Genomic DNA, 17,243 nt, shown 5'->3' with positions numbered 1-17,243 from the left:
AATTTGCGCCATTGAGCGGGTCCGGGAGAAAGCATGATTGACGAACTGGAGCATAATTTGCTGTTTCGTTACATGGGCACACACAGTCCCTGGTGGCGACTGACAGCGGACAGCAATGCTCTGCATCTGGCCGCCAGCGAAAACGCCGATACGACTCAGGTCGTTGCGTTGAGCGACGATCAGGCCGAACAGATTCGCCAGCTCACCGTCATCACTTCCAGCATTACCATGACGCTTTCCCTCTATGGCTCCGACGTTCCCGTGCATCTCGTGGGGCGCAAAATCAACAAAAAGGAGTGGGCCGGTACGGCCTCTGCCTGGAATGACACCCCTTCCGTGGCGCGCGATCTGGTGCAGGGTTTATCCTTCGCCGAACAGGTCGTTTCTGAAGCCAACTCGGTGATTGTGATCCTCGATCAGCAGGGCAATATTCAGCGCTTTAACCGCCTGAGCGAAGAGTATACCGGCATGAAAGAGCAGGAAGTCATCGGGCAAAACGTCTTTAAACTCTTTATGAGCCGCAGCGAGGCCGCTGCGTCGAAGCGTAATATTTCCGGCTTCTTCCGTAACGGCAGTTCTTACGAAGTAGAACGCTGGATTAAGACGCGGAAGGGACAACGATTGTTTCTGTTCAGAAACAAATTCGTCCACAGCGGCAGCGGGAAAAATGAAATTTTTCTTATCTGTTCTGGGACCGATATCACCGAGGAGCGCCGTGCCCAGGAGCGCCTGCGCGTGCTGGCCAACACGGACACCATCACCGGCCTTCCCAACCGTAACGCCATCCATGAGCTGATCAGCGACGCCATAGATACGCGTGACGATGCTCAGGTCGGCGTGGTGTATCTCGATCTCGATAACTTTAAAAAAGTGAACGATGCCTACGGGCATATGTTTGGCGATCAGCTGTTGCAGGCGGTGGCGCTGGCGATTTTAAGCTGCCTTGAAGAGGGCCAGGTGCTGGCGCGTCTCGGCGGCGATGAATTTATCGTACTCGCGACCAACACCTCGCAAAGCACCCTTGAGGCGATGGCCTCGCGCATCCTGACGCGCCTGCGCCAGCCCTTCCGCATCGGTCTTATCGAAATCTATACCGGCTGTTCGCTGGGGATTTCCCTCGCGCCGCAGCACGGCACCGATCGGGAAAGTATTATTCGTAACGCCGATACGGCGATGTACACGGCCAAAGAGAGCGGACGCGGCAAGTTCTGCGTCTTCTCGCCAGAAATGAACCAGCGCGTGTTCGAATATCTGTGGCTGGACACCAACCTGCGCAAGGCGCTGGATAACGACCAGCTGTTGATCCACTATCAGCCGAAAATGACCTGGCGCGGTGAAGTGCGTAGCCTCGAGGCGCTGGTGCGCTGGCAGTCGCCGGAGCGCGGTCTGATCCCGCCGCTGGAGTTTATCTCCTACGCCGAAGAGTCGGGCCTGATTGTCCCGCTCGGACGCTGGGTCATGCTCGACGTGGTGCGTCAGGTGGCGAAGTGGCGCGATAAAGGTATCAATCTTCGGGTGGCGGTGAACGTCTCTGCCCGTCAGCTCGCCGACCAGACCATTTTCAGCGATCTCAAACAGGCGCTGAAGGATCTCAATTTTGAATACTGCCCGATTGATGTGGAGCTGACGGAAAGCTGCCTGATTGAGAACGAGGAGCTGGCTCTGTCGGTGATTCAGCAGTTCAGCCAGTTAGGGGCGCAGATCCATCTCGATGACTTCGGTACCGGGTATTCGTCCCTCTCGCAGCTGGCGCGTTTCCCGATTGATGCCATCAAACTCGATCAGGTGTTCGTGCGCGACATTCATAAGCAGTCGATTTCCCAGTCGCTGGTGCGCGCCATCGTGGCCGTGGCTCAGGCGCTGAATTTACAGGTGATCGCCGAAGGGGTGGAGAGCGCGAAAGAAGACGCCTTTCTCACCAAGAATGGCGTCAACGAACGGCAAGGTTTTTTATTCGCGAAGCCAATGCCCGCTGCCGCATTCGAGCGTTGGCTCAAGCGTTACCAGGCAAAGAAAATGCGTTAACTGGCTTTACGCATTCCGACGGCGTTGTGACGATTTTGCAGCATTACCAGACGTTCCATATAGGCAATGTCCTTTGGCTCCAGGCAGAATGCCGCATCCACCCAGTCCTCGGTGATATCCATCAGCTCGCTGCGCGGGAGTTGCAACACCCGCTGACGGGCGCGGAGCATCGCCCGCACGCCGTTCAGCTTCGGCTGTAAGGTGTCGATGAAGGTGCGTGTGGCGACATATCCCAGGCCCGGCTCAAACAGCACATCCACCAGTCCGTACTGCTCGTGCCACTCCGCCGTGTGGGATTCCCCGCGATAGATAAGCTCCTCAGCCAGCTTCATGCCTGCACGACGGGCGACCAGCGAATATCCGCCCATGCCGGGAAACAGATTAAAGGCGATTTCCGGAAACCCGAGCCGCGCGTCGCGTTGCGCCAGCACAAAATGGTGCGCCAGCGCCGCCTCAAAGCCGCCCCCGAGTGCGCTGCCCTCCACCATCGCCAGTGTAATGGCGCCGGTATCAAAGCCGCGTGACGCCGCGTGGACGCAATCGACGCACGCCCGGGCGTAAGCGCGTAAGGCTTCGCGCCGTCCGTTCTGGATGCATTCGACGAAGAAGCGCAAGTCCCCTCCCGTGTTGTACATGTCGGGGACCAGTGAGCCGGTCACCCAGAAGTCCACGGCAAAGCCCGATTGCCGGACCAGCCACGACATGTTCATGATTTCCTCGATTAAGGCATGGTTGAAACAGGGGCGCGGCTGAGCCCGCAGCATCATCCATACCGTACGCCGTTCTTCCTCGTAATAGCCTGCGAGCTGGGTGAAACGTTCAGGATCGGTGAACAGTTTGCAGGTTGCTTGGTTGATGACTGTCATAGTCTAATTCCTCATATAAAAAAGCGCCTTGCGCGCAGTTTTAGACTAATCCACTCCCCAACTCGTCTGTATGCGAAGGGATAAATTTATCACTTTCATTTATGTAATTTGCTTAGTGCATTTTTTCCCTTCTCTTTTGTCGGCAATTTCTGCATCATTGAAATTATTAACTTTTCGTTCTGAGGGTGAGATGATGTCTGAAGTTGACGCGCAGAAAGTGGCACAACGTATTGATACCGTGCTGGATATTCTGGTCGCTGGCGATTACCACTCCGCTATTCGTAATCTTGAGATCCTGAAATCTGAATTACTGGCACAGCACGGCGCAAGCCAGGCGCAGGATCCCGCCCAGCCGAAAGCCCCGTGGGAAGTGTAATCTTCACCCCTTTTTCGTCTTCGTTTTCTTTATTTGGATGCTATGAATTCCCGACAACAAATCATTCTGCAGATGGTGATCGACAAAGGACGCGTGAGTGTCGTCGAGCTGGCGAAAACAACCGGCGTGTCAGAGGTGACCATCCGTCAGGACCTGAACCTTCTGGAAAAACAGAGTTACCTGCGCCGGGCTCACGGCTACGCGGTACCGCTGGACAGTGAAGACGTTGAAACGCGCATGATGACCAACTTTGCGCTGAAGCGCGAGCTGGCTGAATTTGCCGCCTCACTGGTCAATAACGGCGAAACCGTGTTTATCGAGAACGGCAGCAGCAACGCCCTGCTGGCGCGCACCCTGGCGGAACAGAAAGACATCACCATCATTACGGTGAGCAGCTATATCGCGCATCTGCTGAAAGAGACGCGCTGCGAAGTGATTCTGCTGGGCGGAATTTATCAGAAGAAAAGCGAAAGCATGGTGGGGCCGCTGACGCGTCAGTATGTTCAGCAGGTTCACTTCAGCAAAGCGTTTATCGGCATTGACGGCTGGCAGCCGGAAACGGGCTTTACCGGCCGGGATATGATGCGTTCCGATGTGGTCAACGCGGTGCTGGAAAAAGGCTGCGAAGCTATTGTCCTGACCGACAGCTCTAAATTTGGTGCGGTGCATCCCTACATGATGGGGCCGGTATCGCGCTTTAGCCGCGTGATTACCGACGAGCGTCTGAGCGATGAGCATCGCCAGCAGTTGCAGCGCGATGGCCTGACCGTCGATATCGTCAAACACTCCGCCTGACCCTCTCCTGCGCCCGCTTCAACGGGCGCAGAGCGCATGAATTCTATCTGAGACAATTCTGAACATCCCTTTAAGACTATTTACCTGTCGTTTCGCCAGCAAAAATTTAAAATTACTATTAGCGATATAACAGGAAGTGACTATCACCTGCGTGATTTTGTAACACCTGCGCGACCAGGTTTCACGGAAATGACGCTGACGTAGTTCATTGTCTATACTTACTGATAGCTTATTTCCGTGAATCGATAATTCAGGAGAAAGTATGATGAATTTAACCAGCAAAAAATTAGCAGCAGCCGTTTTGGCCGTCACTCTCGCCATGTCTCTGAGCGCATGTTCTAACTGGTCCAAACGTGACCGTAACACCGCGATTGGTGCGGGTGCGGGTGCTGTTGGTGGGGCAGTGTTAACGGATGGTAGTGCCCTGGGTACCCTGGGTGGTGCAGCGGTGGGTGGTATCATCGGCCACCAGGTGGGTAAATAAGATATATAGAATAACCACCGCATGTTTGCATTATTTCAGAACGCTATTTTCTGACTGACGCACAAAGAAAAAAGCCACGGTATATACCGTGGCTTATTATTTTCAACCGCCTGCCAGTTTGACTTTCATTCCTTTGGCTTCCAGCAGCGTCTTTATTAAATCTCGATTGTCGCCCTGAATCTCAATAACGCCCTCTTTGACTGCGCCGCCACAGCCGCATTTCTTTTTCAACTCAGCGGCCAGTTTCGCGAGCGTTGCGTCGTCTTCGTCGATGCCCGTAATCAGACACACGCCTTTGCCCTTACGGCCGCTGGTCTGACGCTGAATGCGCACAATGCCATCGCCCTTCGGACGCTGCACGGTCACTTTTGGCTCGTCGATACGCCCGCTATCCGTTGAATAGACCAGACGGCTATTGGAATCGCTCATTACGCCCCCTTGCTCAATGATGCGTTGATCGCTTTTAAGGTCTGCGCCGGATCAGCAGATTGCGTGACCGGGCGACCAATAACCATATAGTCGACTCCTGCCGCCAGCGCCTGCTCAGGCGTCATGATACGGCGCTGATCGCCCGCATCGCTGCCCTGAGGCCGGATGCCGGGGGTAACAAGTTTGAATGCCTGACCAAGCTCAGCTTTAAAACGCACCGCTTCCTGTGCGGAACACACCACCCCATCGAGGCCGCAGTTTTGCGTCAGGCGCGCCAGACGCTCGGCATGCTCGGCAGGTGACAACGTCACGCCAAGATCGAGCAAATCGCTCGCTTCCATGCTGGTCAAAACCGTAACGGCGATCAGCAGCGGCGCGTCTTTGCCGAAAGGCACCAGCGCTTCGCGCGCGGCAGTCATCATTCGCGCCCCGCCGGAGGCATGCACGTTCACCATCCATACGCCGAGATCGGCCGCGGCGGCGACCGCATGCGCCGTGGTGTTCGGAATGTCATGGAATTTGAGGTCGAGAAAGACATCAAAGCCACGCTGCTGCAGGTCACGCACGATTTGCGGTCCAAACAGGGTGAACATCTCTTTGCCGACTTTCAGACGGCAGTCGCGTGGGTCAATGCGATCGACAAAGGCGAGTGCGCTGTCGCGATCGTTATAGTCGAGTGCAACAACAACGGGAGATTCAGTAACTACGCGGGAAGAAGAGGATGCAACAGACGTCATGACCAGCCCTTTTCGTCTATGGGCGCCGCAGTGGCGCGGGATAGATAAACGGCGAGCATTCTACCTGCCAGCGGCAGAAATTGACAGAATCGATTTACCCTCCTGCCCGGCGAAAGACCGCACGGTGCCGAACCATTCTCAAAACAACGAAAGTATGTTGTAACTAAAGTGTGGGGTTTTAAAAAATTACTGACCGTCCAGACCACGGATCGGCTTGATGGTTGACCAGGCGCGGCAGGAAGGACAATGCCAGTAGAGCGTGTAAGCGGTAAATCCGCATTTCGAGCAGCGATAGCGCGGCTTACTCCGCACCTGCTCGCCCACCATATCACGCAGCACCATCAGGCTCTCTTTGGCGCGCCCTTCTTCTGCGTCGTTCAGATGGTAGTCCATCAGCTTGTGGAAGACGCGCATCGTCGGATGACGCTGTAGCTGACGGGTTATGTACACCTGAGCGGTATCGTTGCCTTCATGCTGCTCGACGACGTCGGCCAGCATCAGTTCCGCCGTCGCGCCGGTGTTCTCTTCCACGCAGCGACGCAGGAAGGCCACCCACTCGTCCGGACGACCAAGCTGTTGATAACAGGTTTGCAGCATCTCCAGGGTTTCGCTGACCAGCTCTTTGTCCTGGTCAATCACGCGCAGCAGGCACTCCACCGCTTTGCCAAACTCGCCTTTCGCCATAAACACGCGCCCCATCATGATGGAGATACGTGCGCTGTTGCGATCGGCAGAAGCGCCCTTTTTCAGCAGCGACATGGCTTTTTCCATGTCATCGCTGCCCATCTGCTGCAGAGCCAGCTCACAGTAGAAATGGGCGATTTCGACGCGCTGTTTGTCTTTGCCGAGTTTCACCAGGCGCTCTGCGGTGTCGATGGCTTTCTGCCAGTCGCTGGTCGCCTGATAAATTTGCAGGAGTTGTTGCAGGGCGCTGACGCGGAAATCCGTTTCATCCACCAGCTGGCTGAACATGTCTTCCGCGCGGTCGTAAAGACCCGCCGCCATGTAGTCACGGCCCAGCTGCTGTACCGCCAGCAGACGCTGATCGTAAGTCAGTGAAGCGCTTTCCATCAGCGTCTGGTGGATGCGAATGGCGCGGTCGACCTCACCACGCGAGCGGAACAGGTTTCCGAGGGTGAGATGGGCCTCAACGGTGCCGGTGTCCTCTTTTAACATGTCGAGGAACAGGTCTACCGCTTTATCCTGTTGGTTGCTCAGAAGGAAGTTCACCCCCGCGACGTAGTCACGGGAAAGCCGGTTTGCCTCGTCCTGCTTGTTTTGTTGCGCACTTCTGCGGCCCATATACCAGCCATAGGCTGCGGCTACAGGCAAAAGCAGAAACAACAACTCCAGCATATTCGTTTATTCCTTCACGACCGGCACACCAGAATTAACCGGTACGTCAGCCACAGGCGCAATTTGATTTTCAAGACGTTTGATTTTACGTTCCGCGCGCGCAAGAGAAACACGAACTTTCAGCCAGAACAGGCCACAAACGAGCCAGCCGATGATAAAACCGGCGGCGAATAACACAGCAAGCAAGCTCGATACGCGATACTCGCCCTGCGCCAGCAGGTAATTAAAGGTCACCAGTTGATCGTTTTGCGCACCCAGCGTGACCGAAATAACAAAAATCGCCAACACCAGTAAGAATATGAGTAGATATTTCACATGACTTCCCGTTATGTGGTTCAAGCGAATAAAGTATGTTCAACTCGCCGCAATCAGCCTTATAAACTACCATTTTAGCCGCGAGCGTGAAACGGAAAAAGTGATAGGGTCCAACATGATTTGAGGGCGAAACGGCGAAATTCAACCATCAGGGCGCTTCTTGCTCTCGTTTGGCAATCTCTTTGTTCTCTTCCGGCGGCGGTGTCAACGGCCCGCAGAGACGTTGCGCAAGCCAGGTCGCGAAGGTCACCAGCAGCCAGGAGATCAAGGTTGCCACCACCAGGTCGCGCGGCCAGTGCATCCCCAACAGCAGACGACTGCCCATCACTCCTGTCGCCCAGACCAGTAAAACGGCGATGGTCAGGGTACGGCGGCGCGGCCAGAGCAAACCGACGGCCAACAGCGCCCAACTGGCCGCAAACATGGTGTGGCCGGACGGGAAGGCAAATCCGGTCTCTTTTTGCCAGTGTTGGCGTAAAAATTTCGGAATTTCCTGCGCTTCGGCCAGCTGATCTTTCACCAGATGTCCGCGCTCATTACGCTTTAAATTGTAGAAGGTATCTACCGGAATATGATGCGTTTTTTCTAACCACACCACGAAAGGACGCGGTTCCTGGACGCGATCTTTGACCCAGGACTTAATCCCCTGCCCAACGACAATCGCCCCGCCGAGAATGATAAACAGCATGATCGCCGGACGCAGGCGAAAACGCAGGCACCACAAAAACCATGCGCAAAGGAGCCCGTGAGTAATAATCCCCCATGGCTGGGTGACCGTTTCCGTCACCCAATACAGCGTCTTCAGCCACCCGCTGTTTTGTCCCGGTTGCCAGGCCCAGCCTGAAATCCATACCGCTAAGGGCATAATGAGTAAAATAGCGGCACCGGCAGCCGTGCGGCGGGCAATCGAAAGCATGTTGTCTCCTTTTTCGCTAAGCTCAACAATCATAACCGAATTTAACGCAATGGGTGAAAATGTCGGATTGTGCGTTTAACATCCGTATAGCATGCCCTCAGCTAGGTGAACGCTGTCGGCTTGTGGCAAAATAGCGGGATACTAAAGCCGAAGGGCGACTGGCACGAAACGTGTCAGCATACTCTGGAGAATCACATGCAGCTTAAACGTGTGGCAGAAGCCAATCTGCCAACCCCATGGGGCGATTTCCTGATGGTGGGTTTTGAAGAACTGGCAACCGGGCAGGACCACGTCGCACTGGTGTTTGGCGACATTTCCGGCAAGACGCCGGTACTGGCTCGCGTCCATTCAGAGTGTCTGACGGGCGACGCCTTATTCAGCCTGCGCTGTGATTGCGGTTTCCAGCTCGAAGCGGCGCTGTCGCATATCGCCGAAGAGGGTCGTGGCGTGCTGCTTTATCACCGCCAGGAAGGTCGTAATATCGGTCTGCTGAATAAAATCCGCGCCTATGCGCTGCAGGATCAGGGCTACGATACGGTCGAAGCCAACCATCAGCTCGGTTTCGCCGCTGACGAACGTGACTTCACCCTGTGTGCGGATATGTTCAAACTGCTGGGCGTGGACGAAGTGCGTCTGCTGACGAACAACCCGCGCAAAGTGGAAATCCTGACCGAGGCCGGGATCAATATCGTGGAACGCGTGTCGCTGATTGTGGGCCGTAACCCGAAGAACGCCCATTACCTCGATACCAAAGCCGCGAAGATGGGCCACCTTCTGAGCGAGTAAGTCAAATGGCCCGGCTTTCGCCGGGCCGGTACCGCTAGTTCAGCATATTACGAATCACATAATGCAAAATGCCGTCGTTCTGGTAATACGTCAGTTCGGTCGCCGTATCGATGCGGCAGCGGCAATCCAGCACTTCCGTTTTGCCATCCGCACGCGTGAGCTGGACCGGAACGGTCGCCCCCGGTTTCAGGTTTTGCAGATCGCGAACATCAATCCGCTCCTCCCCGGTTAACCCCAGCGTTTTGCGCGTCACGCCCTGCGGGAACTCCAGCGGTAAAATCCCCATGCCGATCAGATTCGAGCGGTGAATACGTTCAAACGACTCGGAGATGACCACCCGGACGCCCAGCAGACGCGGTCCCTTCGCCGCCCAGTCGCGGCTTGAACCGGAGCCATACTCTTTTCCGGCGATCACCGCCAGCGGCGTGCCTTCCTGCTGATATTTCATCGCCGCATCGTAGATCGAAATCACTTCCGTTCCCGGAAGATGACGCGTCATCCCACCTTCCACACCCGGCACCATTTCGTTGCGGATACGAATATTGGCGAAGGTCCCGCGCATCATCACTTCGTGATTCCCGCGACGAGAGCCGTAGGAGTTGAAGTCACGACGCTCCACGCCACGCCCCTGCAGATAACGCCCCGCCGGGCTGTCGGGCTTGATACTCCCCGCCGGAGAGATGTGGTCGGTGGTGACGGAATCCCCCAACATCGCCAGAATACGCGCCCCCTGGATATCGACCAGCGGTTTCGGCTGAGCTTCCATGTCATCAAAGAACGGCGACAGGCGGATATAGGTCGAGTCACTCTGCCAGCCGTAGGTGTCAGAGCGTTCCACTTTGATCGTTTTCCACTCCGGCGTGCCTTCAAACACTTCGGCATACTCTTTGCGGAACATCTCGGTCGAGACCTGCTCAACGGCGCGAGCAATTTCGCGCGCCGACGGCCAGATGTCTTTCAGATACACCGGGTCGCCCTTGCGGTCGTGGCCGATCGGGTCGCTAGCCAGGTTAATGTTCATGTTGCCTGCCAGGGCATAGGCGACCACCAGCGGCGGCGAGGCCAGCCAGTTGGTTTTGACCAGCGGATGAATGCGGCCTTCGAAGTTACGGTTGCCTGAAAGCACCGCCCCCACGGTCAGATCGCCCTGCTTGATCGCCTGCTCGATAGGGTCCGGCAGCGGACCGGAGTTACCGATACAGGTGGTACACCCGTAGCCGACCAGGTTAAAGCCCAGCTCGTCGAGGTATGGCGTCAGTTTGGCTTTCGCCAGATAGTCCGACACCACTTTCGAGCCCGGCGCTAACGAGGCCTTGACCCACGGCTGGCGCTTGAGGCCCAGGGTGACCGCTTTTTTCGCCAGCAGCCCGGCAGCCATCAGCACGCTCGGGTTGGAGGTGTTGGTACAGGAGGTGATTGCCGCAATCACCACGGCGCCATCGGGAAGCTGGTACTGATGCCCGTTCATAACATAATCAACCGGGCGGCGGTCTTTTTGCGCAGAGTTGAGCTCCAGCTCGTTGCTGGCGGCGAAGGCTTTCGGCACATTCTGCAGCGCAACGCGATCCTGCGGACGTTTCGGCCCGGCAAGGCTGGCTTCGACTTCATTCATATCCAGTTCCAGGGTGCTGGTGAAGACCGGCTCATCGCCCGTATTTCGCCACATTCCCTGCGCTTTGGCATAGGCCTCCACCAGCGCGACCTGCTCATCGCTGCGCCCGCTCAGGCGCATGTACTCCAGGGTCACGCCGTCGATCGGGAAGAAGCCGCACGTCGCGCCGTATTCCGGCGCCATGTTGGCAATGGTCGCGCGGTCGGCCAACGGGAGGGAATCCAGACCGTCGCCGTAGAATTCCACAAATTTACCGACCACGCCATGTTTACGCAGCATCTGGGTCACGGTCAGTACGAGGTCGGTGGCGGTGATGCCTTCGCGGAGTTTGCCCAGCAACTTGAAGCCCACCACATCCGGGATCAGCATTGAGACGGGCTGACCGAGCATCGCGGCTTCGGCTTCGATGCCGCCCACGCCCCACCCCAGCACGCCGAGTCCGTTGATCATCGTGGTGTGGGAGTCAGTTCCGACGAGTGTGTCGGGATAGGCGATCCACTCCTGGCCCTGCAGTTCGCTCCACACCGCTTTACCCAGATACTCCAGGTTGACCTGATGGCAAATCCCGGTGCCCGGCGGTACCACGCTGAAACGGCTAAAGGCCTGCTGGCCCCATTTCAAAAACACGTAGCGTTCGTGGTTTCGCTCCATCTCCAGACGCACGTTCTCTTCGAACGCGTCGTCATCACCGAAATGATCAACGGTCACGGAGTGGTCAATGACCAGATCGACAGGAGAAAGCGGGTTCACTTTGGCGGTATCGCCGCCGAGGCGTTTGACGGCTTCGCGCATCGCCGCCAGATCCACCACCGCAGGCACGCCGGTGAAGTCCTGCATCAATACCCTCGCCGGGCGATAGGCGATCTCACGATCGGCGTGGGCATTTTTCAGCCACCCCGCCAGGGCATGGATATCATCGGCAGTGACAGACTCGTCATCCTGCCAGCGTAAGAGATTTTCCAGTAAAACTTTCAGTGACTTGGGTAAGCGCGCGATGTCCCCAAGTGTCCTGGCGGCCAGCGGCAAGCTGTAGTAGTGGTAGGTCTTATTCTCGGCTTGCAACGTGTCCTTACTGGCTTCGCGTAGGGTTAACGACATAAGCTCCTCCTTAATGACAGGGATACCCCGACAATCATCGGGGCTGTAATTAAAGATAACACAAAGATGTCGTAACGTTTTGATAACAACCCGAATTGATAAATCGGGATAATCGATGAACGGTGGGATATAAACAAAAAACCCCGCCGGAGCGAGGTTTTGTATTTAGTTTAAGGCCAGCCAGATTAGCTGCGCCCAGAACAGGACGGATATGCTAAAGGCCCCCATCCAGGACCAGTACTTCATGTTTTGTAGAGTATTCATCATCTGACACCAGACTTATATTTATATGATTAGCTGGGGTATTCCCCCGTTCTTTATTGCTGATGTGTATTTATAAAAGAGTACACAGGTATCACCTGGATATTCGCAGGCTCACCTTATTATCAATTATTGTTTTTTGGGTTCGTCTTCTGCGAACGTATCAATAAAGGCTTGTTGTTGCGCGGAGAGCTTCCAGGATGCAGGCACGCTTGTTACAGGTTCTTTACGTGCTTTATGGCCATTGTCACCTGGCTGACACCTTTTTTTAACCGGTTCAATACGCATGTGAACTGCCATATCTATCCCCAATATTTCCAGACCAGTAACGCCACCACCACCCAGAACAGGGCGGAGCCAAGAAATACCGCCAGCCAGGCTTTACGCTTAAGCGCCGGGTCCCTTTGCGGATCTTCACTTCCTGACGGCATTGCTAACCTCATACAATCGACTTCGCTTATCATTTTGATACCAAACAATCGGTACAAGTAATCATGAGTTGAGATAAATCCTAAAGAAACTTTAGCTGAAAAGCTAGTGAATTTACGAACGTTTCCAGGGAAATAATTAATCTTTTGACCAGAAATAAATAATTGAGACGAGGAATTTGCGTAGCGGGAATTTCGTTTCTACTTTTGTCGCAAATTTGCGACAGTTTGCCCGTAAACGCATTCTGTTTATCGGGTTATATGCGGCAGAGAATGGGGATGATGATAATTCTAATTTAGCTTTAAGACTTAATTTCGGTATCTTTCCGGGCGAAAAGATACCGGGTGTGATTATTTTTCCGGAAGTTTAATGTCCTGGAACATCGCCTCAATATCTTCATTGGAGCGCAAGGCGACCGCAGTATCCACCACATCGCGGGTTAAATGCGGCGCGAAGCGTTGAATGAAATCATACATATAGCTGCGCAGGAAGGTGCTGCGGCGGAAACCGATTTTGGTGGTGCTGTGGCTAAAGACATCGTGCGCATCCAGACGCACCAGATCCGGGTCAGAAACCGGGTCAACGGCCATGCTGGCGATGACGCCCACGCCCAAGCCCAGACGCACGTAAGTTTTGATGACGTCGGCATCGGTGGCCGTGAAGACGATACGCGGTGTCAGGCCAGCGCGGTTAAACGCCGTGTCCAGCTCAGAACGGCCGGTAAAGCCAAAGGTGTAGGTCACCAGCGGGTATTGGGCCAGCTCTTCAATGGTGACCGATCCCTTCCCTGCCAGCGGATGCTCCGGCGTCACCACAATCGAGCGGTTCCAGTGGTAGCAAGGCAGCATCACCAGGTCGTCATACAGGTGCAGCGCTTCGGTCGCGATGGCGAAATCCGCATTGCCTTTTGAGACCGCTTCAGCGATTTGCGTCGGCGATCCCTGATGCATATGCAGTGACACACGCGGGTAGCGCTCGATAAAACCTTTGATCACCCCTGGCAGCGCGTATCGAGCCTGGGTGTGGGTAGTCGCAATATAAAGCGAGCCTTTATCCGGCCAGGTGTGTTCCCCAGCCACCGATTTAATCGCATCGACTTTGGAAAGCACTTCCCGGGCGATACGGATGATCTCCTGACCGGCGGGAGTGACCTGAGTCAGATGCTTGCCGCTACGGGCAAATATCTGAATACCCAGTTCATCTTCCAGCATCCGCACCTGCTTGCTGATGCCGGGCTGAGACGTATAAAGACCTTCTGCGGTCGAAGAGACGTTAAGGTTGTGGTTGACCACCTCAACGATATAACGAAGCTGTTGTAGTTTCATGCCTGACCATCCGATTTAGCGCACAGGGACAATCGCTTAAGACGATTTAATAATAAGAAAGGGGTTAACTATAACCACTATATCATTTATATCCCGAGTGTATAGTACGGAACAAAAAATAATAACAGCCAATAAAAAAGGGCCGGAAGTCCGGCCCTTTCAGGTAAGTCATGGTAAGAAAAGATTATTTCTTGCCTTCAACCCATTTACCATCCACGAAGAATGCAGACCAGCCGGTCGCTTTACCCTCTTTCTCGGCAGCGACATACTGCTGCTTCGTTTTACGGCTAAAGCGGACAACGGTCTTATTGCCTTCCGGATCCTGCTGTGGCGCATCGGCCAGATAACGCAGTTTCTCTGGCAGACGGTCGCGGAAGCGGTACAGCTCTTCCACCAGCGGGGCACGGGTCTCGCGCGATTTCGGGAAGGTGTTGGCGGCGAGGAACACACCCGCAGCGCCGTCACGCAGCACAAAGTACGCGTCTGACTTCTCACACGGCAGTTCTGGCAACGGAACCGGATCCTCCTTCGGAGGAGCCACTTCGCCGTTACGCAGGATCTTACGCGTGTTTTTACATTCGTCGTTGGTGCAGGCCATGTACTTACCGAAACGTCCCATTTTCAGGTGCATTTCAGAACCGCATTTCTCACATTCCACAATAGGGCCGTCATAGCCTTTGATGCGGAACTCGCCCTCTTCGATCTCATAGCCATCACAGGTCGGGTTGTTACCGCAGACATGCAATTTACGCTTCGGATCGATCAGGTAGCTGTCCATCGCCGTGCCGCATTTCTGGCAGCGACGCTTAGCGCGCAGGGCGTTGGTTTCTGCATCGTCACCTTCCAGCACGTTGAGAACTTCGTTCTCAGGCACCAGGTTGATGGTGGTTTTGCAGCGCTCTTTCGGCGTTAAAGCATAGCCGGAACAGCCGAGGAACACGCCAGTGGTTGCGGTACGGATACCCATCTGACGGCTACAGGTCGGACATTCGATGCTGGTCAGCACCATCTGGTTCGGCTGCATTCCGCCCTCTTCTGGCGCTTTTTCAGCTTTCTCCAGTTGTTGGGTGAAATCGCCGAAGAAGCTGTCGAGCACCTTCTTCCATTCGGCCTGATGGTTAGCCACCTGGTCCAGACGGTCTTCCATCTGCGCGGTGAAATCGTAGTTCATCAGCTCGCGGAAGTTGTCTTCCAGACGATCCGTGACGATCTCACCCATTTTTTCGGCATAGAAACGACGGTTTTCAGCACGAACGTAGCCGCGATCCTGAATGGTCGAAATGATCGACGCATAGGTGGACGGACGGCCGATACCGCGTTTTTCCAGCTCTTTAACCAGCGACGCTTCGCTGAAACGCGCAGGCGGCTTGGTGAAGTGTTGTGCCGGAGTCAGTTCCGTTAACGAGAGCTCATCGCCCTTGTTCACGGCAGGCAGGGTACGATCTTCGTCGCCCTTACGCAGAGCTGGCATGACTTTCGTCCAGCCGTCGAAGCGCAGGATACGACCGCGCGCTTTCAGGCGGAAATCGCCCGCGCCAACGGTCAGGGTCGTGGAATCGTATTTCGCCGGATTCATCTGACAGGCCACGAACTGACGCCAGATCAGCTGGTACAGCTTCTGGGCATCCGTTTCCATGTCTTTCAGCGCTTCAGACTCAACAGAAACATCCGACGGACGGATCGCTTCGTGCGCTTCCTGAGAATTCTCTTTGCTTGCGTACTGAATCGGGCTTTCCGGCAGATATTTCTTACCGAAGTTATCGCCGATATAGTCACGCACCATGCTCACTGCGTCCTGGCTCAGGTTGGTTGAGTCGGTACGCATGTAGGTGATGTAGCCCGCTTCATACAGACGCTGCGCCATCATCATGGTTTTCTTCACGCCAAAGCCCAGACGCGTACTGGCCGCCTGCTGGAGTGTGGATGTGATGAAAGGAGCACCGGGTTTGCTGCTCGTCGGTTTGTCTTCGCGATCCAGCACCTGATAGCGTGCTTTTTCCAGCAGCGCAACCGCCGCCATGGTTTGATCGCGGTTCACCGGACGGAACGGCTTGTCTTTTTCGTGCGTCACCTGCAGCGGCAGTGCATCACCACCTGGCGTTGCGACGTTCGCGTCGATTTCCCAGAACTCTTCTGGCACAAACGCTTTGATTTCGCGCTCACGCTCGACGACCAGACGCACCGCTACGGACTGAACACGTCCGGCGGAAAGGCCACGCGCGATTTTCTTCCACAGCAGTGGCGAAACCATGTAACCCACCACGCGGTCCATAAAGCGACGCGCCTGCTGAGCATTAACACGATCGATATTCAGTTCGCCCGGCTTTTCAAACGCCTGACGAATCGCATTCTTTGTAATCTCGTTGAACACGACACGGCTGTATCGTGATTCATCACCACCAATGATTTCCCGCAGGTGCCATGCAATGGCTTCCCCTTCGCGGTCAAGGTCGGTTGCGAGATAGATGTGGTCAGCTTTTTCGGCGAGCTGTTTCAGCTCATTGACGACTTTCTCTTTGCCGGGCAGCACTTCGTACTGTGCTTCCCATTCGTGCCAGGGATCGACACCCATACGGTTGACGAGCGCGCTACGTTCATCCTTTTTAGGCTTCTTAGCCCCTTTGGTGGAGGTAGAGTCTGCGCTCTTTTTACTGGCTGAGCCACTGGTCGGCAAATCGCGGATGTGACCAACGCTGGATTTAACCACATAGTCATTACCCAGATACTTATTGATCGTTTTGGCTTTTGCCGGGGACTCAACGATGACGAGAGCTTTACCCATATTCACCTTTACCTAATTTAATTCTTCCAGGAATACGCCGCATGTTGATTTCCCTTCCGCTGGCGACGCGATGTTGATATTGCGACTCCGCCAGGGGATATCAACCCCTTTGTTCTGACCGGACAATAACAAAACCGGTCCAGGTGATTGAGTTATCGGGCATTTCACTCGCATCAAAATGACGATGCGACGAGCTTTCGGTCGAATGTCAAGCAATTCTGTTGCCAGAATGACGAAAGCGCACACTCTACCTGATAAAATCTGTTACGCAACTTTATTAGCATGCAAAAGCAAATCGCGCCAGCTTTGCCCCTTTCGCGTAGCCCCGCGAAAAACAGGGAAAATTTGCCCAGGCTGCGCGTCCGGCGTAGACTATTGCCACTGTTTAAGGAGTGGAATATGCAGCAAACTACCCAACCTATCGATCGTGAGACTTTGCTTGTCGAAGCCAATAAACTGATTCGTGAACACGAAGATACCCTGGCCGGTATCGAAGCCACGGGTGTGGAACAGCGCAACGGTGTGCTGGTGTTCAGCGGCGAATACTATCTCGACGAGCAAGGGTTACCCACCCCGAAGAGCACGGCCGTATTTAACATGTTTAAATACCTGGCCCATGCGCTCTCAGAGAAATATCACCTGGTCGATTAA

At 54.9% G+C, this 17,243-nt stretch carries 18 protein-coding genes; 6 read left to right on the top strand and 12 right to left on the bottom strand.

Annotated elements, in window-relative coordinates; all coding sequences use genetic code 11:
• The first annotated feature begins 33 nt into the window (after positions 1–33).
• The gene (pdeR, locus tag QQF33_RS00440; protein WP_282495309.1) at positions 34–2,025 is read left to right on the top strand and encodes a cyclic di-GMP phosphodiesterase; all 1,992 of its coding nucleotides are present in this window, start codon (positions 34–36) and stop codon (positions 2,023–2,025) included.
• Here pdeR and QQF33_RS00435 read toward each other — a convergent pair.
• Positions 2,022–2,891: a crotonase/enoyl-CoA hydratase family protein gene (locus QQF33_RS00435; RefSeq protein WP_285146371.1), complete on the bottom strand. Its 870-nt coding sequence runs from the start codon at positions 2,889–2,891 to the stop codon at positions 2,022–2,024. The genes pdeR and QQF33_RS00435 overlap by 4 nt on opposite strands.
• Before the next feature lie 193 nt (positions 2,892–3,084).
• Here QQF33_RS00435 and QQF33_RS00430 point away from each other — a divergent pair, with 193 nt between their 5' ends.
• The 3 genes from QQF33_RS00430 to osmB all read left to right on the top strand — a co-directional run bounded on the left by QQF33_RS00430 (position 3,085) and on the right by osmB (position 4,546).
• Positions 3,085–3,267 carry a YciZ family protein gene (locus QQF33_RS00430; RefSeq protein WP_282495311.1) on the top strand — a complete coding sequence of 61 codons (183 nt, stop codon included), beginning with the start codon at positions 3,085–3,087 and terminating at the stop codon, positions 3,265–3,267.
• 42 nt (positions 3,268–3,309) lie between these two features.
• Entirely contained in the window at positions 3,310–4,062 is a 753-nt protein-coding gene (yciT, locus tag QQF33_RS00425; protein ID WP_282495312.1) for a DNA-binding transcriptional regulator YciT, read from the top strand.
• 265 nt (positions 4,063–4,327) lie between these two features.
• Entirely contained in the window at positions 4,328–4,546 is a 219-nt protein-coding gene (osmB, locus tag QQF33_RS00420; RefSeq protein ID WP_095284293.1) for an osmotically-inducible lipoprotein OsmB, read from the top strand.
• Positions 4,547–4,648: 102 nt separating this feature from the next.
• Here osmB and yciH read toward each other — a convergent pair whose 3' ends face one another.
• The 5 genes from yciH to pgpB form a co-directional block, all read right to left on the bottom strand.
• Positions 4,649–4,975 (bottom strand): stress response translation initiation inhibitor YciH, encoded by a 327-nt coding sequence (gene yciH, locus QQF33_RS00415; protein WP_285157173.1) that lies wholly within the window; start codon positions 4,973–4,975, stop codon positions 4,649–4,651.
• Entirely contained in the window at positions 4,975–5,712 is a 738-nt protein-coding gene (pyrF, locus tag QQF33_RS00410; RefSeq protein ID WP_285157172.1) for an orotidine-5'-phosphate decarboxylase, read from the bottom strand. The genes yciH and pyrF overlap by 1 nt, the downstream gene beginning before the upstream one ends.
• Before the next feature lie 186 nt (positions 5,713–5,898).
• Positions 5,899–7,068, bottom strand: coding sequence for a lipopolysaccharide assembly protein LapB (gene lapB, locus QQF33_RS00405; protein WP_282495315.1), 1,170 nt, complete (start codon positions 7,066–7,068; stop codon positions 5,899–5,901).
• 6 nt (positions 7,069–7,074) lie between these two features.
• Positions 7,075–7,383 (bottom strand): LapA family protein, encoded by a 309-nt coding sequence (locus tag QQF33_RS00400; protein WP_285146368.1) that lies wholly within the window; start codon positions 7,381–7,383, stop codon positions 7,075–7,077.
• 148 nt (positions 7,384–7,531) lie between these two features.
• Positions 7,532–8,299, bottom strand: coding sequence for a phosphatidylglycerophosphatase B (gene pgpB, locus QQF33_RS00395; RefSeq protein ID WP_285157171.1), 768 nt, complete (start codon positions 8,297–8,299; stop codon positions 7,532–7,534).
• A 195-nt stretch (positions 8,300–8,494) separates the two neighbouring features.
• Between pgpB and ribA the strand changes: the two genes are divergently transcribed.
• Positions 8,495–9,085, top strand: coding sequence for a GTP cyclohydrolase II (gene ribA, locus QQF33_RS00390; protein WP_282495318.1), 591 nt, complete (start codon positions 8,495–8,497; stop codon positions 9,083–9,085).
• 34 nt (positions 9,086–9,119) lie between these two features.
• Here the strand turns inward: ribA and acnA are convergent, their stop codons facing one another.
• The 6 genes from acnA to topA form a co-directional block, all read right to left on the bottom strand.
• Entirely contained in the window at positions 9,120–11,795 is a 2,676-nt protein-coding gene (acnA, locus tag QQF33_RS00385; RefSeq protein WP_285148926.1) for an aconitate hydratase AcnA, read from the bottom strand.
• 165 nt (positions 11,796–11,960) lie between these two features.
• Positions 11,961–12,059, bottom strand: coding sequence for a small membrane protein YmiC (ymiC, locus tag QQF33_RS00380; RefSeq protein WP_348996385.1), 99 nt, complete (start codon positions 12,057–12,059; stop codon positions 11,961–11,963).
• A gap of 126 nt (positions 12,060–12,185) precedes the next feature.
• A complete protein-coding gene (locus QQF33_RS00375) occupies positions 12,186–12,344 on the bottom strand; it encodes a hypothetical protein (RefSeq protein WP_282495371.1) in 159 nt (52 codons plus the stop codon).
• A gap of 14 nt (positions 12,345–12,358) precedes the next feature.
• Positions 12,359–12,499 (bottom strand): YmiA family putative membrane protein, encoded by a 141-nt coding sequence (locus QQF33_RS00370; RefSeq protein WP_213015984.1) that lies wholly within the window; start codon positions 12,497–12,499, stop codon positions 12,359–12,361.
• A gap of 336 nt (positions 12,500–12,835) precedes the next feature.
• Entirely contained in the window at positions 12,836–13,810 is a 975-nt protein-coding gene (gene cysB, locus QQF33_RS00365; protein WP_095282217.1) for an HTH-type transcriptional regulator CysB, read from the bottom strand.
• A gap of 184 nt (positions 13,811–13,994) precedes the next feature.
• Positions 13,995–16,592, bottom strand: coding sequence for a type I DNA topoisomerase (topA, locus tag QQF33_RS00360; RefSeq protein WP_282495321.1), 2,598 nt, complete (start codon positions 16,590–16,592; stop codon positions 13,995–13,997).
• Between the two features lie 399 nt (positions 16,593–16,991).
• On the opposite strand from topA, the gene QQF33_RS00355 reads away from it, so the two are divergent.
• On the top strand, positions 16,992–17,243 hold the full coding sequence (locus tag QQF33_RS00355) for a YciN family protein (RefSeq protein WP_282495322.1): 252 nt from the start codon (positions 16,992–16,994) through the stop codon (positions 17,241–17,243).

This window comes from Lelliottia wanjuensis, assembly GCF_030238365.1.
In the GTDB taxonomy this organism is placed as follows: Bacteria; Pseudomonadota; Gammaproteobacteria; order Enterobacterales; family Enterobacteriaceae; genus Enterobacter; species Enterobacter wanjuensis.
This window is presented reverse-complemented; position numbering and strand designations above follow the sequence as displayed.

What these genes read in the sequence shown, in the direction of transcription:
- pdeR (WP_282495309.1), top strand. Translation starts at nt 34, where the DNA reads ATGATTGACGAACTGGAGCATAATTTGCTGTTTCGTTACATGGGCACA.
- QQF33_RS00435 (WP_285146371.1), bottom strand. Translation starts at nt 2,891, where the DNA reads ATGACAGTCATCAACCAAGCAACCTGCAAACTGTTCACCGATCCTGAA.
- QQF33_RS00430 (WP_282495311.1), top strand. Translation starts at nt 3,085, where the DNA reads ATGTCTGAAGTTGACGCGCAGAAAGTGGCACAACGTATTGATACCGTG.
- yciT (WP_282495312.1), top strand. Translation starts at nt 3,310, where the DNA reads ATGAATTCCCGACAACAAATCATTCTGCAGATGGTGATCGACAAAGGA.
- osmB (WP_095284293.1), top strand. Translation starts at nt 4,328, where the DNA reads ATGAATTTAACCAGCAAAAAATTAGCAGCAGCCGTTTTGGCCGTCACT.
- yciH (WP_285157173.1), bottom strand. Translation starts at nt 4,975, where the DNA reads ATGAGCGATTCCAATAGCCGTCTGGTCTATTCAACGGATAGCGGGCGT.
- pyrF (WP_285157172.1), bottom strand. Translation starts at nt 5,712, where the DNA reads ATGACGTCTGTTGCATCCTCTTCTTCCCGCGTAGTTACTGAATCTCCC.
- lapB (WP_282495315.1), bottom strand. Translation starts at nt 7,068, where the DNA reads ATGCTGGAGTTGTTGTTTCTGCTTTTGCCTGTAGCCGCAGCCTATGGC.
- pgpB (WP_285157171.1), bottom strand. Translation starts at nt 8,299, where the DNA reads ATGCTTTCGATTGCCCGCCGCACGGCTGCCGGTGCCGCTATTTTACTC.
- ribA (WP_282495318.1), top strand. Translation starts at nt 8,495, where the DNA reads ATGCAGCTTAAACGTGTGGCAGAAGCCAATCTGCCAACCCCATGGGGC.
- acnA (WP_285148926.1), bottom strand. Translation starts at nt 11,795, where the DNA reads ATGTCGTTAACCCTACGCGAAGCCAGTAAGGACACGTTGCAAGCCGAG.
- ymiC (WP_348996385.1), bottom strand. Translation starts at nt 12,059, where the DNA reads ATGAATACTCTACAAAACATGAAGTACTGGTCCTGGATGGGGGCCTTT.
- QQF33_RS00375 (WP_282495371.1), bottom strand. Translation starts at nt 12,344, where the DNA reads ATGCGTATTGAACCGGTTAAAAAAAGGTGTCAGCCAGGTGACAATGGC.
- QQF33_RS00370 (WP_213015984.1), bottom strand. Translation starts at nt 12,499, where the DNA reads ATGAGGTTAGCAATGCCGTCAGGAAGTGAAGATCCGCAAAGGGACCCG.
- cysB (WP_095282217.1), bottom strand. Translation starts at nt 13,810, where the DNA reads ATGAAACTACAACAGCTTCGTTATATCGTTGAGGTGGTCAACCACAAC.
- topA (WP_282495321.1), bottom strand. Translation starts at nt 16,592, where the DNA reads ATGGGTAAAGCTCTCGTCATCGTTGAGTCCCCGGCAAAAGCCAAAACG.
- QQF33_RS00355 (WP_282495322.1), top strand. Translation starts at nt 16,992, where the DNA reads ATGCAGCAAACTACCCAACCTATCGATCGTGAGACTTTGCTTGTCGAA.